The sequence below is a fragment of the Fodinibius sp. SL11 genome (genome assembly GCF_052060035.1).
In the GTDB taxonomy this organism is placed as follows: domain Bacteria; phylum Bacteroidota; class Rhodothermia; order Balneolales; family Balneolaceae; genus Fodinibius.
Genome location: NZ_JBPOEA010000001.1, coordinates 593,532 through 606,774, shown reverse-complemented (window position 1 = coordinate 606,774; position 13,243 = coordinate 593,532). Strand labels below are relative to the sequence as shown.

The window sequence follows — 13,243 nt, the reverse complement described above, 5'->3', positions numbered from 1 at the left end:
TTTTTTTAAAACAACATTCCGGCAATTGTAGCCGTCATTAAGTTAGCAAGTGTTCCGGCTAATACCGCTTTCAGACCAAACTCTGCAAGTTCAGATTTTCTACTTGGTGCCAAGCCGCCAATACCTCCAATTTGAATAGCAATAGATGAAAAGTTAGCAAATCCACACAGAGCAAATGTAGCCATTCTAATTGTCTTTTCACTAATTTCGGAGGCACTTACCATATCTGATAACTGCAAGTAGGCAACAAATTCATTTAATACCACTTTGGTCCCCAGCAATGAACCCATATTAATGGCATCCTCCCAGGGCACCCCTACAACAAATGCTACGGGAGCAATAATCCAGCCAAGCACTCTTTCAATCGTTAACTTTCCATCTGTGATTAAACTATTGATACCGGTTATACTTCCAAAGCTTTCCAGAAAATAATTACCCATCGCTAATAAAGCGATAAATGCCAATAACATAGCGGCAACATTTCCTGCTAATTTTAGTCCTGTAGCTGCGCCGCTGGCTGCAGCATCAATTCCGTTGGCATCTGTTTTTTCAATGCTCATATTTACTTCGCCTTTGGTCACCGGATCATCTTCTTCGGGGTACATGATCTTGGTAATAACAAGGGCAGCCGGGGCGGCCATCAAACTTGCACCCAATAGTTGTTCGGCAAACATCAGGCGGCCTACATCCAGTGCAACATCATGTGCTTGAGCATACGAATTGCCCAACATTTGTACGTAAGCAGCCATAACACCGCCCGCAATCGTCGCCATTCCACCGGTCATAACTGCCAAAAGCTCAGATTTAGTCAGTTTTTTAATATAAGGCTCAATAACCAGAGGCGATTCGGTTTGGCCTACAAAAATATTTGAGATCACCGATAGAGATTCAGCTCCTGAAGTGCCCATAACTTTCTGCATTCCTTTGGCCATATATTTCACAACGCGTTGCAGAATGCCATAGTGATATAATATTGCGGTAAGTGAAGCAAAAAAGATGATAGTCGGTAACACTTGGAAAGCGAAAAAGTTACCCATACTGCCTTCCATACCGGGACTCTTAGCTAAATCCCCAAAAATAAATTTTGCCCCTTCGGTGGTAAAGTCCAGTACAATCACAAAAAAAGAAGAGACCCAGCTAAAGAAATCCTTCGGCCATCCCAATGGTGCCCAATAATCTGCCATTTCTCGGCCTTTCAAAATGAACACAGCTAAAACGAACTGTATACCCAAACCAGTGCCCACTAAATGCCAATTAATATTTTTTCTGTTTTTGCTGAATAATATTGAAATGGCAATAATAACTGCCATTCCGATCATCCCACGAAGTATATCAATCATGATTCGTCTTGTCCTTTCAAATTTTCTTGTTTCCGAATAGGTTGAATGGGCTTTCCTCTTCGCTTGTCAACAGGAGGGCGATAACAATGTCTTGCGCGAGGTTCATAGGCATCCGTCTCCCCAACGAGAACTCGATCCGTGCTTTCCACCACCCGCTGCGAATAATGGGCCATGGTTCCGCTTTCCGCACAAACGGCATGTAACTTGGTGACATATTCGGCAATGGCCAGCATCTGGGGCATAGGTTCAAATGGTTGACCTTCAAAATCCATGTCAAGACCGGCTACAATAACTCTTTTCCCGTCATTTGCCAAGGTATTAGCAACATTCATCAGTTGTTTATCAAAAAATTGGGCTTCATCAATACAAACAACTTCGGCCTCACCGGTGAGTAATACAATTTGATCAGCTGTATCAACTACCAAACCCGGCAATACATTTTGATTGTGGGAGACCACATCGTCGTTATCATAACGGTTATCAACCTTTGGTTTTACAACAACAACGTTCTGCCCGGCAATATGAGCTCTTTTAGCGCGCCTGATAAGCTCTTCGGTTTTACCGCTAAACATTCCACCACAGACAACTTCAATCCAACCAACTTTTTGTGGTACAAATGACGGTTCGTTAAGCATAAATATTGTTTATAACTGATTCTATATGCGTCTGTTAAAGCATAGAATATATCTTTGTGAGGGTAAAAATAAAAAGACTAATTCGGATAGAATATTAGTCAGTTTGCAAACGATTAGCATGGATCTCATCTACTGATCGACATCCCGATAAGGCCATCGTTAATTCAAAATCTGCCCGGTAGTTTTGGATAACTTCCCGAACTCCTTGTTCGCCAGCAGTAGCAAGGGCATAGGTATAGGGTCTGCCCAATAAGACTGCATCAGCACCTAACGCAATGGCTTTAAAGATATCACTGCCGGTTCGTATTCCGCTGTCCATCAAAACCGGCATTTCTCCGTTAACCTCTTGTGTGATATCAGGCAGCATTTCAATTGCGCTCACGGCGCCATCAACCTGACGTCCTCCATGATTAGACACAATAATTCCATCCATATTGGTTTTAATGGCTTTGCGAGCATCTTCGGGACTCAAAATCCCTTTTAAAAGGATCGGTAAATCGGTAATTGATCGTAAAAAAGACAGGTCATCCCATTTTAATGAAGGACGAGAATAACATTCTATGAATGTTTTAACGGCCCGACGAGGTTCTTCAGAAAGTAAATTCCCCCAAAAACTGCCGGGATAATTCTTTGCCATTTTAACAAGAGCTTTAATCGAATTCCAGGTCAGCTTCGGCGGTTTGTCAGCGTCACCGGCAGAAGTTTTCATCAGTTTGCGAAAGACAGGATCGCTGGTATATTGTGCGATTCCCCTTCCACGTAAAAAAGGAAGATAATCAAGATCCAGATCGCGGGGGCGCCAACCCAGCATTGTTGTATCAAGCGTAAGGACGATACCTTCGCAACCACATGATTCTGCACGCCGTACAAAACTTTCAACAAGGTCATTAGACGTGCTCCAATACAACTGAAACCAACGCGGCGATTCCCCCATTACAGAACTGCATGTTTCCATATCTACTGATGCTTGATTGGAAAAGATAAAGGGTACGCCTTCCGCAGCTGAGGCCTTGGCTACTGCTAAATCGGCTTTAGGATGAGCCATATCCAACACCCCAATTGGAGCTAACAAAAATGGAGTAGGATAGTCTTGCCCAAATAATGAGACGCTCGTATTACAGTCAGAAACATCATTAAGCATACTCGGCACGATTTTCCACTGCTTAAAATCAGTGCGATTGGACCTTTTGGTCGTTTCACATCCTGCAGATCCGGCAATATAAGCATAGGCTTCTTTTGACATATTATTTTTAGCAGCAGCACGCAGTTTATCAAAAGAGATGGGAATTGTTCGATTATTTCCCCGAAGACTTCCTAAAAAAATATCGGTTTGCCGTTGGCGCGAAAAGGATTTTTTAAAATCTTCTGCAGTCATTATCAGCTAATCTCTTCTTCCTTCATAAGCTGACTTTGACGATACATATCAACGAAAACCCAAATGATAGGGTAGGGCGGAAAAACTACCGAACAGGCAAGTTTCATGTTTTTTTTACGTGATTCGGGGAGTTGAGAAAGACCAGCGATCCCGGCCATCCAAAAAATGAAAGCAAGGAAAATAAAGAATGCAAGCGTGATAGAACCGATAAATCCGAAGCTTTTATAAAAGGTTTCAAGCATTGAGTTTAAACTCTACTTTAATAGTTAAATTCGTTATTTTTGTGGCTTGTCACTGAAAATAAAATATAAATAAAAAATACCACATGCTCCCTGTAGTTTCTATCGTAGGGCGGCCTAATGTAGGCAAATCTACTATCTTTAATCGACTTATCGGCAGCCGCAAAGCTATTGTTGATGATCAATATGGTGTTACCCGTGACCGTCATTACGGAGAATCTTTCTGGAACGGCCGTGAATTTAATGTTATTGATACCGGAGGATACCTTCCGAACGAAACGGATGTGATGATTCAGGGTATACGGGAGCAGGTTCATATCGCTATTGAAGAGTCTGATGTTATTCTGTTTGTCGTTGATACTGAGGCCGGGATTACGAGTCTCGATCAATCGGTAGCACAAATGCTGAGACAAGAAGAAAAACCTGTTTTACTGGTTGCTAACAAGGCTGACAATAAAGAGCGCGAGCTAAATGCAACTGAATTTTATTCTCTTGGTTTTGAAGAATTATACCCCATATCGGCTGTAAGTGGACGAGGTACGGGCGATTTGATGGATGAGTTGGTCAAACTGCTGCCGGAAGAGAAGAATGAGCCGGAAATATCTATCCCAAAATTAACAGTCGTTGGAAGACCCAATGTTGGTAAAAGCAGTTTTATTAATGCGCTATTGGATGATGAACGCTGTATTGTGACTGACATTCCCGGGACAACTCGAGATTCTATAAACAGTAAACTTATATATAATGAAAAAGAATATATTCTTATAGATACGGCGGGGTTGCGCAAGAAAGCTAAAGTCAAAGAGAATGTAGAATTCTACAGTACGGTAAGAACCGATCGGGCACTTAAAGAGTGCGACGTTGCTTTAATTATGCTTGATGCCATGCGTGGTTTTGAGGAGCAGGACAAACGTATTCTCCGAGAAGCGGCCAAATACAACAAGGGGATTGTTATTGTACTCAATAAATGGGACTTGGTGCCTGATAAGGATACTAACATTCACAAGGAATTCGAGGAATATGTTTATAGTCGCGTGCCGATGATGAAATACATTCCAATTGTATCCATTTCGGCCTTACACCGGAAGCGTATCCACAAGGTAATAGATGTGGCCGACAAAGTTTTAAAGGAACGAAAAAAGACTATAAAGACTTCTGATTTAAATGATTTTATCGAACGTATTTTAAAGGAAAAACCATTACCGGTTCGCCGCGGGGTGCCTTTGAAAATAAAATATGGCACTCAGGTGAAGTCGAATCCACCAGTATTCAAATTTTTTATGAATAAGCCTGAAGAACTACCGGCCAGTTATCGGCGCTTTATTGAAAATAAAATAAGAGACGAATATAAATTTACCGGTGTCCCGATCACAATGAGATTTGTTGAGAAATAATTAATATTCCTTTTGAAGTGAATGATTGAATCAGTTATTTTTCCATCGACATTTCGTTGAGAAACAACCAATTTTTTAATTGCATACTCATGTCAGCACCCAAAAATTTAGAGCAACCCAGAGCCAACGCACTCAATGAACAATTTGATCGAGAGCGTTCATTTTCTTTTCTGGAAAACTTATATCTGCCAGAAATTTTCAAAGCGTTGTGGTATACGCTTAAGCAGATGTTTCAACCCACTATAACAATGGAATATCCTGAGGAAAAATGGGATCCACCATCCATATTCAGGGGACGACCGGTGTTAGTTGAAGATAACGGCAAAGAACGTTGTGTGGCCTGTGGCTTATGTGCTCGAGCGTGCCCACCGTTGGCTATTAGTATGCAGGCTAATGAAGATTCTGATGATCCCAAGGAACGTTATCCTGATTTCTTTGAAATCAATATGCTGCGGTGTATTTACTGTGGATATTGTGAGGAAGTCTGCCCGGAAGAGGCTATTGTCATGAGTAAGGACTACGATATTGTTTTTGAGTCCAGGGAAGAGGCTATTTATGACAAACAACGTCTGCTTGTTCCCAAAGAAGATCTTGAAGATCGATTAGAATTTCTTCGTGAATACAAAAACCGGCAATTTGGACAGTTTTGGGATTTCCAGGAAGAAAACAACATTCACTCCGTCCGTGATAGAGATAAAGAATTTCATTCCGGGCTTTCTCTTGTAGAGATGCTTGAACAGCAACGCCATAATGATGATGTGGAGCCCGAATCTGAATGGGTGAGATAATCACATTATGACTGATCGGGAAATCTCACAAGAAGAACTCAACCGACTTGTCGATGATGCTTCATATCTGCAAGATGAAGCTGAAGCTATGCAGTATGTGATTGACGGTGTTCCTTACTCTAAAACCCCGCCTGAGGGTCGTTCTATATCCGAAATGCTATTACTTATTGATCACGCTCAGCTTTCCTATTATCGACCAATAATGGAGAAGGCGATCGATGATCCACGACCTACCCACCTTGAGAACTTCACACATTATAAAGAGGATTTTGAAAAGGATGAGGAAAAGCTTGAAGATGTCCACAAAATCCTCAAAAAAATTGCTAAACATAGGGCAGGACTTGTAAATGCTATTAAAAACATATCCCTAATCGATTGGGAGACAGTAGTTTACAGAAAAAAAGAACCACTACTATTATTTGATTTCATGCAGGAGATGATTCGTTTTGAAAGGGGAATATTAAAAGATATAACCGATCAAGTGCGTATCTATAATCAAGACAAAAAACAAAAACGCGATATTGAACAGCGTCGCTCACAACGGCCAAATCAACATCCCACCGAAAACTAAGAACCATTAATCAGCGTTTATGATCTGGGCAACATTGTTACTCGTTTTGGTTAGTGGTTATGTTGCTGCAAATTTTTTTAGTCTCACCAACAAAAAAGGTCGCCTAAAATATCTTGGATTTACCATTGCATCGGTTGTTTTTACAATCATGCAGCTTTCAGTTTTTTTAGAATATCTAATGACGGACCCTAATATAACTGCAGCTACTGAGTTTCTTGTTGAATGGGGGCACATAACAATTCTTGCGTTTGTCCTTAGTTCATTAGCTATTTTTATTCGGGAATCGAAACCTGTTTTTGCACAATTTCCGATGATTTATACAGCTTTGCCGCTTTTAATAATCATTTCTTATTTCTTGGTCCAAGATACGTATGCACTTAAAACATGGTTGTTAGTGATCTACCAGGGAGGAGCAATCGTTGTAGCACTCTTAATGTACTCCGTTTATACCTATCGAAGGAGGGAATATGTTTTTATTCTGGTAAGTATATTCCTTTTCCTAATATCATACATTCTTTTTTGGAGTGTTACCGCTATACAGGATTCCCATCAATGGATCTGGAAATTATTGATAGGAGGTGCTATGCTTTTAAGCATTTTTGGATACAAACAAACAGAATACAAAATAGAAGCTAAAACTGCCTAAAGATTATGGCTTTAACACTTGATTCTAAAGCTCCAGATTTCACCCTGCAAAATACTGAAGGTGAAAAGATAACCCGTTCTGATTATGAAGGGAATTCGAATGTAGTTTTGCTATTTTTCCCGGTTGCTTTTTCTGGTACCTGTACTAAGGAACTTTGTACAACAAGAGATAACATGAAATTATATAATTCTCTGAATGCAACGGTAATCGGTATAAGTGTAGATAGCTTCTTTTGTCTACGGGAATTAAAAAAAAGTGAAAATTTAAATTTCACTCTGCTAAGTGATTTTAACAAGGAAGTATCATCAAAGTATGAAGTTCTATATGATGATTTTTATGGAATGAAGGGCGTGTCGAAAAGAGCATCGTTTGTAATAGACAAGCAGGGAACCTTGAGGTTTCAAGAAGTTTTAGATAATGCCAGCGAGTTGCCAAACTTCAAGGCTATTCAAAAAACACTTACTAAGCTGAACTAAATCCTTCATCCCCAAACGGGGAAGAGAGCGCATCATTTCCAATTGCTATAACAGCAATCAAGATTATGAATTGGATATTTATAGTATTCTTACTTTACATAATATAAATTATACGACAATTAGTTTTTATAGAATAAAGAAGGATTTATATAACGGTTGATTCGATTACTAAACTTACGTAAGAATACTGATAACAATATGAGCAGGCATACTTATTTTTTTGGATCAATTAATTTTTTTTCAAGAAAGCTACTACCATTCTGAATCTAAAAGTTATTCTTCCAAACTCTGCTATACCTAAAATGCAATCATTTTTGTCAACCCAAACTGATCACACTCAATTTTTCTTTTTGTATCCTTATTTCCTTTTGAAAATCCAGCAATAAGTACTTTCCGTTCATAAGAGTCAGTTTTAACATCATTCCTTGAAATACCACCTGCAAACATTTCTAAATCATGAATTATACCCGTTATTAGCTTAATAAGGCGGATTATTTTCAAATTTCGATTTTAAGAGGCGTTAATTAATTTGTGATGGTTTACTATGTCTATTCAATATAATTTTGATCATTTATCGATAAATTTACCTCTGCCGACTAATTTGGGAACGGAAAATTAATAGTCGGGTACCAAGATAAGTTTGATTAATATTAATAATGGTTGAAATATTTGTATCTCATAAAAAACACATTATAATAAAGAGGATTATCAAGAAAACTTACGACCACATTCATCAAGAATATTTTTAACCATTTAAGCACAATATATATGAGGTTTACTGATAAATTTTTAAAAACAGCATTAATCCTTTCTTTTTTTGTTGTTTTTACTGATGTACAGGCCCAATCAGTGTTAGAAAAGTTAAAATCTAATAGTCAGACTTCTCAGTTCGCTAAAGCTTTAGAAAATGCTGGTTTAGCAGATCGTTTAAGACAAGCGGGGCCATTCACGGTATTTGCTCCAACAAATTCGACCTTTAACGACCTTAGCGTCGGACAGCAATCTAATAATAATCTTTTGTTAAATCATATACTTACCGGTATGGCAACTGAACGGAGCTTGCGGGCAATGTCTGATATCACTTGTTTAAGTGGCCAAACCATCTCGATTCAAAATCAAAATGGTAACAATCTGGCGATTGAATCAAACAAAATTATCCAATCGAATATTAGAGCAAGTAACGGTATTATTCATATTATTGACGGAGTTATTAAATAATAACTCCTAAAGCCCACAAATTACTTTTAGTGCTTTGGGGTGCATTGAAATATGGAAATCATTTGATGTAGATTTTATAATTTCTCCATCAGCATGGATATCAACTTTTTCGGAAAAATGCAGTGAAATCTTTTCTACTTTCGCTGATTTTACTTGTGGAATAGGTCTTGGTTTTTTAATTAAGAATAAGGGTAACAAAATAGGAATGAGCCATTTGTTTATAGGCTTTACCCAAACAGTATTTAGTTTTCCATCTGTGATAGATGCCTGAGGGGCGATCCAAAAAGAACCTCCTTCTACCCTTCCATTTGCGACAGCAAACATTATAGCAGGTCCTGAAACCACCTTGCCATTCTCATTAATTGTTAGCTCAAAGGGTGAGTGATTGATAACTGCTTTTAACGCTGATACAGCATATGTCAAAAATGGATTCCAATGCTTCAGCTCTGATGCATAACGATTTGTAAGGCCGTCAAAACCAAATCCTAATGAGTTTAAAAAGATAAAATCGTTACAGCGACCGACATCAATATCTACTGTATGTTCTTTTTTTATTAAAGAGATAGATTCTTCCAGTTCAAGTGGAATATTAAGGGTTTTACAGAGATCGTTACCGGTTCCCATCGGAATAATCCCCATCTTTTTTTCGGTATTTAAAAGAGGAGCTGCAACTTCTCGAGCTGTCCCATCGCCACCACATGCTATAAAAACATCAAAATCATCCAAACTTTGGTTAATGAAATCAGTTATATCTCCGATATTCAGAGATTGGAAAAGATGAGCATAGGTAAAATCAGAAATGTATTCTCGAAGACGCCCAAGGTTCATGCCCGATTTGCCACCTTGAGCCCCGGGATTATATAAAAAGGCATAGCGTTTCACGAGATGGAATCACTTAGAAACGATTCTAAAATGGTTAAAGAGCGTTGTAAATCATCAATAAACACTCGTTCACCTATTTGGTGGTAAGGATAAATAGATGGTTCTAAGGCTATTGAAACCATATTGCTGCCATTTTCATTAAATACTTCACCGTAATGGAGATAATCATTGGTATTGTTATCTACCTTAATATCAGAATCGATAGCTAAAAATCGATTAACGGCTTTCTCTGTTTTTAGGATGAGTTCTTCAGTTGGGTCAATATTATTTAATTCCCAGTGATTGGCGTACAGTGCAATGCCGTTATCTCCTTTAAATAAAGGCGTTGTGTCCAATGTAATAACCTGGTCAGGAACCAATTGCTCTTCTATACATCGTTGAGCAATACGTTTTGCCCCCATCCCATTTGAATACCCTTTCCCTTTATTCTTTAGAAGCTCGGGATGTTCTTTAAGGCCCTTCTTCTCTTCCATTTCGGAAAAGAAAAACAGAAGATTCGGCCATTCCCGTTTTTCGGCTATTTCCGCCATTGTTACCACTATTCCCAGCCCGGCACTGTCATCCATGGCTCCCTCAACCTGATCATCAACGATATCAACGGGCAATGGATCCGGATAATCAGTGCCGTAATGATTTATTTTATCGAGATGTGCCGTTAAGGCAATCATCGGTAATTTCGGATCACTGCCAATTTGATAAATGAGGTTATTACCGGGGACTCTGATCTCTTTTGCTGAAGGTATATTGTCAAATAAACTGCGAATATATGGATGCAGTCGCTCTTCATAGGAACTGAATGAAGGGATTTGAGCAATTTCAGTAATATGTGTTATGGCCTTATCTATCATTCTTTAAGAGGTTGAAAATGCAATATCAAACGTGCCGTTATTTTCGGACTCAATAGCAATTTTATCAATAATTGCATTAGTATTTAACGGACTGTAAAGATGTGGGAACTTTTCTCCGGTATTTTCATCCTCTTCATATTTAACATCGTCATGTAAGGTTGTAGCATCAATGACAAGCAAAAGAATCTCTTCTTTATCTCCAAAAAGACTATTGGCCGTACGCTCTACTTGCTCACCTGTTGAGCAATGAATAAATCCTTGGGTTTCAAGGGATTCCGGCTCATAGCTTCCGCTTTTGTTAAACTGTTTCCAAAGTTCTTTTGTCGTGATATGAAATAAAAGATCGTCGCGCATAATATGAGTAAAGTGATTTTAATTTATTCGTATGCTAAATGTAATAAGGCATCTCCTTTATGAACGACCGGAGCATAGTTCAAGCCTATTACCCGCCCCTCATGTGGGCAAGTAAACTTAAACTGTTCGTTTCCATAAGGGTCCGTAACATGTCCCAATACCTGTCGTTTTTTGACTTCGTCACCGAGTGAAATTTTAGGACGGAAAAGTCCAGCGTATTTAGCTCTTACCCAAGTTGTTTTCCGATAGATCTCGGTATTTTTTTGTGATTCGGGAGCTTCATCTTTCATCCCCAGGTATTTCATTAATCGCATAGTGCCATTTATCCCCTCCTGAATACCAAACTCATAAAATCGAGTAGATTCTCCCGATTCATAAACCAAAATATGTTTCCCCTTTTTATGTGCCGCTTTACGAAACGATTTTTCTATAAGTGAGGAGTGTACTATAAATGGTGCTTCAAAGGCTTCAGCAAGCTCTTTGTTCTTTTCCACATCCAACGTACAGCGTATTTGCGGATAGTTAGACCTTGCTGCCCCTCCGGTATGGAAGTCAATTCCATAATCAATCTTGGGTACGATCTCATTCATTAACGTATGAGCAAGTAACCGAGCTAAAGAACCTCCCTTTACTCCCGGAAAACTGCGGTTAATATCTTTTCCGTCTGGCAACCCGCGCACATTTTGAATGAATCCGTATACATTAACCAACGGGAGTGCTATGACACTGCCCTTTTGTGGCATCAATAGATCTTTGGCAATCATACGTCGCACTATTTCGATGCCGTTTAGCTCGTCACCGTGCAAGCCGCCGGTAAGTAACAATGTTGGCCCGTCTTCTTTGGATCTGAAGACATGCACCGGGAGGTCAATGTTGGTATAGGTAGGCAGTCGAGCAATATTCAGCTGTATCTCTTTCTGCTCACCGGGCTCAATCTTGTGATTGTTGATCGTAATTGGATCAGGCATTTCTTGTCAAGTTATGACTCTTCCGGGGATTATTCTTTGTTTCGATAGCCTTACGTTCAACAAACGAGATGATGCGCCCAGCAATATTTTTACCAGTGGCAGATTCAATACCTTCCAACCCAGGTGATGAGTTTACTTCAAGAACCAGTGGTCCGCGTTCGGATTGCAGCATATCTACTCCTGCAACCGACAATCCCATTGCACGAGCAGCAATAAGTGCCGCGCGACGCTCTTCCTTGCTTAACTTAATCAATTCTCCACTGCCACCGCGATGAATGTTCGATCGGAATTCACCTTCAACGCCTTTACGCTTCATAGCGCCAACAACTTTACCATCTACCACAAAGGCCCTAATATCTTCCCCTTTGGCCTCTTCAATGAATTCCTGCACAATTACTCGGGCCTTCATGCTGTGGAATGCCTGAATAATCGACTCAGCCGCTTTAAACGTTGGGGCAAGTACAACACCAACACCCTGCGTACCCTCAAGCAACTTGACAATCAACGGTGGCCCACCAACCGATTCGATAATTTTTCGTACTTCAGTAGAATAATTTGTAAATACTGTTTTTGGCATCCCCACTCCGGCACGAGCCATTATTTGCAAGCTTCGCAATTTATCACGTGATCTAACCAGTGCCTGTGATTCAACGGCCGTGAATACTTTCATCATCTCAAACTGCCGTACAACAGCCGATCCGTAAAAGGTAACCGAGGCCCCAATACGAGGAATCACTGCATCCACACCGGCCACTTTGGTACCGCGATAATAGATACAGGGATTATCCTTTTCGCTTACGATATCACACTTAAGGTGATCCAAAACAGTGGCTTCGTGACCGGCATTTTCTATAGCTTCGGTAAGACGTGATGTGGAATACAATTTAGAATTTCGGGATAAGACAACTATGTGCATGTATAAATTTTAATTCTGTTCTTTAGTTTCTTTTTTCGATAAATATTTTTGGGATACATCAACCAAAAACCGACCATTTATGAGCTTTCGTCCAACCAATACGGGATAACGCATCTCCGAACGATCGGTAAGTGACAGCTCAGCCGTTAAAAGTTTATTAAAAAGTTGAACTTTAGTTTTTACGACAAAACGCTGTTCTCTTGATCCGTTAGAACTTTTAACCACTTTTTTACGATGTATGGGCAGCTCAAAAAGCTTATCATTGTAGGTTTCATGGGATGGATCCAATAAATTAAACCGCACAAATTCTCCATCTTCCTTTTCTACCGGGTTTATATGATGACAATGCAAGCTTGAGGTATACGCTCCGGTATCAATTTTGGCATCGATATCATATAAATCCCATTCGGGAAAATTGATTGGTTCTAACCTGCCGATAATGTTAAGTTCCTTCTTTTTAGCAGCCATTTCACCATCACATTAATCGTTAAATGAATCCACCCAAGTATACAAGTTATTCAGCATTGTATCATCTGTGAACTTGAAATTCATTACTTCTAAATTTCTTACTTTTTAATACCTTATAGTTGAAT

At 39.4% G+C, this 13,243-nt stretch carries 16 protein-coding genes; 6 read left to right on the top strand and 10 right to left on the bottom strand.

From position 1 onward, the window contains the following. Window positions 1-5: 5 nt before the first annotated feature. From ACQ76V_RS02455 to ACQ76V_RS02440, 4 genes are all read right to left on the bottom strand, one after another. A complete protein-coding gene (locus ACQ76V_RS02455) occupies window positions 6-1,340 on the bottom strand; it encodes a NupC/NupG family nucleoside CNT transporter (protein ID WP_440998875.1) in 1,335 nt (444 codons plus the stop codon). After that, window positions 1,337-1,975 carry a thymidine kinase gene (locus ACQ76V_RS02450; protein ID WP_440998874.1) on the bottom strand — a complete coding sequence of 213 codons (639 nt, stop codon included), beginning with the start codon at window positions 1,973-1,975 and terminating at the stop codon, window positions 1,337-1,339. The genes ACQ76V_RS02455 and ACQ76V_RS02450 overlap by 4 nt, the downstream gene beginning before the upstream one ends. Before the next feature lie 94 nt (window positions 1,976-2,069). Then, the gene (locus ACQ76V_RS02445) at window positions 2,070-3,350 is read right to left on the bottom strand and encodes a lactate 2-monooxygenase (protein WP_440998873.1); all 1,281 of its coding nucleotides are present in this window, start codon (window positions 3,348-3,350) and stop codon (window positions 2,070-2,072) included. A gap of 2 nt (window positions 3,351-3,352) precedes the next feature. After that, a complete protein-coding gene (locus ACQ76V_RS02440; protein ID WP_440998872.1) occupies window positions 3,353-3,592 on the bottom strand; it encodes a hypothetical protein in 240 nt (79 codons plus the stop codon). A gap of 83 nt (window positions 3,593-3,675) precedes the next feature. Here ACQ76V_RS02440 and der point away from each other — a divergent pair, with 83 nt between their 5' ends. From der to ACQ76V_RS02410, 6 genes are all read left to right on the top strand, one after another. After that, window positions 3,676-4,983: a ribosome biogenesis GTPase Der gene (gene der / locus ACQ76V_RS02435; protein WP_440998871.1), complete on the top strand. Its 1,308-nt coding sequence runs from the start codon at window positions 3,676-3,678 to the stop codon at window positions 4,981-4,983. An 89-nt stretch (window positions 4,984-5,072) separates the two neighbouring features. Next, window positions 5,073-5,771, top strand: a complete 699-nt coding sequence (locus ACQ76V_RS02430) for a NuoI/complex I 23 kDa subunit family protein (protein WP_440998870.1) — start codon at window positions 5,073-5,075, stop codon at window positions 5,769-5,771. 7 nt (window positions 5,772-5,778) lie between these two features. After that, window positions 5,779-6,342 carry a hypothetical protein gene (locus ACQ76V_RS02425; protein WP_440998869.1) on the top strand — a complete coding sequence of 188 codons (564 nt, stop codon included), beginning with the start codon at window positions 5,779-5,781 and terminating at the stop codon, window positions 6,340-6,342. Between the two features lie 19 nt (window positions 6,343-6,361). Next, window positions 6,362-6,988, top strand: a complete 627-nt coding sequence (locus ACQ76V_RS02420) for a hypothetical protein (RefSeq protein WP_440998868.1) — start codon at window positions 6,362-6,364, stop codon at window positions 6,986-6,988. A 5-nt stretch (window positions 6,989-6,993) separates the two neighbouring features. Further along, entirely contained in the window at window positions 6,994-7,464 is a 471-nt protein-coding gene (locus ACQ76V_RS02415) for a redoxin domain-containing protein (RefSeq protein WP_440998867.1), read from the top strand. A gap of 768 nt (window positions 7,465-8,232) precedes the next feature. After that, window positions 8,233-8,682, top strand: coding sequence for a fasciclin domain-containing protein (locus ACQ76V_RS02410; RefSeq protein WP_440998866.1), 450 nt, complete (start codon window positions 8,233-8,235; stop codon window positions 8,680-8,682). A 6-nt stretch (window positions 8,683-8,688) separates the two neighbouring features. Here ACQ76V_RS02410 and ACQ76V_RS02405 read toward each other — a convergent pair whose 3' ends face one another. Genes ACQ76V_RS02405 through ACQ76V_RS02380 form a run of 6 tightly spaced genes read right to left on the bottom strand, consistent with a single transcriptional unit; the run spans window position 8,689 to window position 13,118 of the window. Beyond that, complete coding sequence (locus ACQ76V_RS02405) at window positions 8,689-9,564, bottom strand: diacylglycerol/lipid kinase family protein (RefSeq protein WP_440998865.1); 876 nt, start codon at window positions 9,562-9,564, stop codon at window positions 8,689-8,691. Continuing rightward, window positions 9,561-10,412: a M28 family peptidase gene (locus ACQ76V_RS02400; protein WP_440998864.1), complete on the bottom strand. Its 852-nt coding sequence runs from the start codon at window positions 10,410-10,412 to the stop codon at window positions 9,561-9,563. The genes ACQ76V_RS02405 and ACQ76V_RS02400 overlap by 4 nt, the downstream gene beginning before the upstream one ends. A gap of 3 nt (window positions 10,413-10,415) precedes the next feature. Then, window positions 10,416-10,766: a DUF952 domain-containing protein gene (locus tag ACQ76V_RS02395; protein ID WP_440998863.1), complete on the bottom strand. Its 351-nt coding sequence runs from the start codon at window positions 10,764-10,766 to the stop codon at window positions 10,416-10,418. 23 nt (window positions 10,767-10,789) lie between these two features. Then, window positions 10,790-11,734, bottom strand: a complete 945-nt coding sequence (locus tag ACQ76V_RS02390; RefSeq protein WP_440998862.1) for a succinylglutamate desuccinylase/aspartoacylase family protein — start codon at window positions 11,732-11,734, stop codon at window positions 10,790-10,792. After that, on the bottom strand, window positions 11,727-12,650 hold the full coding sequence (rimK, locus tag ACQ76V_RS02385; RefSeq protein WP_440998861.1) for a 30S ribosomal protein S6--L-glutamate ligase: 924 nt from the start codon (window positions 12,648-12,650) through the stop codon (window positions 11,727-11,729). The genes ACQ76V_RS02390 and rimK overlap by 8 nt, the downstream gene beginning before the upstream one ends. A 9-nt stretch (window positions 12,651-12,659) precedes the next feature. Further along, window positions 12,660-13,118, bottom strand: coding sequence for an ATP-dependent zinc protease family protein (locus ACQ76V_RS02380; RefSeq protein WP_440998860.1), 459 nt, complete (start codon window positions 13,116-13,118; stop codon window positions 12,660-12,662). Window positions 13,119-13,243 lie beyond the last annotated feature (125 nt).

Coding starts and splice junctions, on each gene's coding strand:
- ACQ76V_RS02410 (WP_440998866.1), top strand. CDS start 8,233: ATGAGGTTTACTGATAAATTTTTAAAAACAGCATTAATCCTTTCTTTT.
- der (WP_440998871.1), top strand. CDS start 3,676: ATGCTCCCTGTAGTTTCTATCGTAGGGCGGCCTAATGTAGGCAAATCT.
- ACQ76V_RS02445 (WP_440998873.1), bottom strand. CDS start 3,350: ATGACTGCAGAAGATTTTAAAAAATCCTTTTCGCGCCAACGGCAAACC.
- ACQ76V_RS02380 (WP_440998860.1), bottom strand. CDS start 13,118: ATGGCTGCTAAAAAGAAGGAACTTAACATTATCGGCAGGTTAGAACCA.
- ACQ76V_RS02455 (WP_440998875.1), bottom strand. CDS start 1,340: ATGATTGATATACTTCGTGGGATGATCGGAATGGCAGTTATTATTGCC.
- ACQ76V_RS02400 (WP_440998864.1), bottom strand. CDS start 10,412: ATGATAGATAAGGCCATAACACATATTACTGAAATTGCTCAAATCCCT.
- ACQ76V_RS02450 (WP_440998874.1), bottom strand. CDS start 1,975: ATGCTTAACGAACCGTCATTTGTACCACAAAAAGTTGGTTGGATTGAA.
- ACQ76V_RS02415 (WP_440998867.1), top strand. CDS start 6,994: ATGGCTTTAACACTTGATTCTAAAGCTCCAGATTTCACCCTGCAAAAT.
- ACQ76V_RS02440 (WP_440998872.1), bottom strand. CDS start 3,592: ATGCTTGAAACCTTTTATAAAAGCTTCGGATTTATCGGTTCTATCACG.
- ACQ76V_RS02425 (WP_440998869.1), top strand. CDS start 5,779: ATGACTGATCGGGAAATCTCACAAGAAGAACTCAACCGACTTGTCGAT.
- ACQ76V_RS02390 (WP_440998862.1), bottom strand. CDS start 11,734: ATGCCTGATCCAATTACGATCAACAATCACAAGATTGAGCCCGGTGAG.
- rimK (WP_440998861.1), bottom strand. CDS start 12,650: ATGCACATAGTTGTCTTATCCCGAAATTCTAAATTGTATTCCACATCA.
- ACQ76V_RS02430 (WP_440998870.1), top strand. CDS start 5,073: ATGTCAGCACCCAAAAATTTAGAGCAACCCAGAGCCAACGCACTCAAT.
- ACQ76V_RS02420 (WP_440998868.1), top strand. CDS start 6,362: ATGATCTGGGCAACATTGTTACTCGTTTTGGTTAGTGGTTATGTTGCT.
- ACQ76V_RS02395 (WP_440998863.1), bottom strand. CDS start 10,766: ATGCGCGACGATCTTTTATTTCATATCACGACAAAAGAACTTTGGAAA.